2 protein-coding genes and 1 pseudogene are annotated in these 1,741 nt (G+C 73.3%); all 3 read right to left on the reverse strand.

The window, feature by feature from the left end; all coding sequences use genetic code 11:
* Positions 1-705 (reverse strand): hypothetical protein (locus tag VOI19_RS19115; protein ID WP_323794513.1); only part of this gene is annotated, 705 nt, incomplete at its 3' end.
* Between the two features lie 45 nt (positions 706-750).
* Positions 751-1,404 carry a hypothetical protein gene (locus VOI19_RS19120; RefSeq protein ID WP_323794514.1) on the reverse strand — a complete coding sequence of 218 codons (654 nt, stop codon included), beginning with the start codon at positions 1,402-1,404 and terminating at the stop codon, positions 751-753.
* 79 nt (positions 1,405-1,483) lie between these two features.
* A pseudogene (locus VOI19_RS19125) lies at positions 1,484-1,741 on the reverse strand (hypothetical protein); the annotation flags it as partial.

Below are 1,741 nucleotides of genomic sequence, written 5' to 3' on the forward strand. Positions count from 1 at the left end.
GTCGTCGTACCAGGTGCCCATGGCGTACCGGCTCGACGTGACCAGCACCTGGCGGGCCAGGACGGCGTCCGCCGACTGCGTCTCGGAGGTCATCCTGCTGAGCTCGGGCGCGCGGACCTCCAACACCGGGTCGAGCGACCACCCGGCCACGTCGACGACGACCTGAACGCCGCGCGAGCGGGTCAGCGCCCACGAGCGGGCAGCACCGACCGGCAGGGTCACGAACAGCGACCGCACCTCGCCGGCACCGACAGTCGCCCGCGGCATCGACGACCCGTGCTGGACGCTGTACGGACCCAGGTGCACGGTCCCTCCCCTACGTCGCGCACCCACGAGGGTCACCGTCGCCGACACCGAGGCTGCCGGCGCCGGCACGCCCTGGCGACCCGCGACTCGGACGACGGTCTCGCGGCCGGGGGGCATGCCGCCGGCGCGCGAGTCCAGCACTCGACGCAGCTGATCGGTGCCGTGGAGCCCCGGGTCGGCGTTCAGCGCCGTCGTCCTCGTCAGGTAGGCCAGCACCACGAGCCGGACGCGTGCCGAGCCTCCTGCGAGGTCGAGAACGGCCCGTCCGCGGGAGTCGAGCGGCACCAGCACCTGCTGAGAGGTGCGGGTGCGGCGACTGACCGAGATCATCGGCCGCTGCCCCGGTGCCGCGCCGACGGCTCGTGCCTCGAGGTAGGTGTCGCGCGCACCGTTGACCACGGTGACCTGCGCCCAGGCGTAGCGGACGTCGCGCGGCAGGTCGGCCTACGCGCCCACCCGGGCGACCCTGGACCGGGACCCGGTGACGCGCGACCGCTTCCCCTGCCCGTCGAGGACCACGACTCCTCGGTCGAGGACGGCGACGTCGGAGCGTGTGCTCGCGGTGCCGACCCACCCGACGACGTGCAGCACCACCGAGACGTCCGCCGACGAGACCAGGCTGAGCCGACCTGAGGAGTCCAGGGGCACCAGCACCTGCTGGATCGACCGGTCGCCTCGCTCGAAGGTCGCCAGGACGGACGCCGACGAGAGCTGTCCCGGCGCGGCCAGAGCGACGGCCCCGGCTCGACCGGCTCCGCTCGTGGTCACCAGCAGCGCCACGGCGGCGACCCCGGACCCCGGGACGCCGTGACGACCGGTGACGGGCACGGTCTCGGTCACTGCGGCCGCCATGTGCTTCGGCACCGCGACGCCGTCGTCGTCACGCACCTGACGTGGAGTCGAGGGGTTGTAGCGACCGGCCCTCCCCGGACCGGCGTCGAGCGCGGTGCCTGCACGCGGAGGCGCTACGCGAGCACCCGCTTCGACAGCAGCGGCAGGGCTCACCTCGACACCGGGGAGCGCACTGCCGAGGGCCACCAGCGCCAGCGTTGCAGCGCTCCACAGCCGCAGACGGCTCGACATGACGCGTGAGATCACGCAACCCCCCAGGCTGGTCACGCCACGTAGAGGCGCTTCACACCCGCAGGATCCCACACCACGGCCGCTCGTGCGCGCTTCAGGACAGGCGCACCCGCAGTCGGTCGTGACGCCGTACGAACGCGCTCGGCACCCAGTGCGACGGCGCGTCCGCACCTGCGGAGTCGTCGGCGAGGGTCATGGCCTCGCACTCCGCGACGACCGTGCGGACGACGGTGGTCGCCTCGAGTCGTGCCAGGGCGCTCCCGGAACAGAAGTGCAGGCCGTGGCCGAAGGCGAGGTGCTGGCGGACACCGGTGCGGTCGAGGTCGAGGGTGTCGGGGTCGTCGAACCTACG

The organism is Nocardioides sp. (assembly GCF_034670285.1).
GTDB lineage: Bacteria > Actinomycetota > Actinomycetes > Propionibacteriales > Nocardioidaceae > Nocardioides.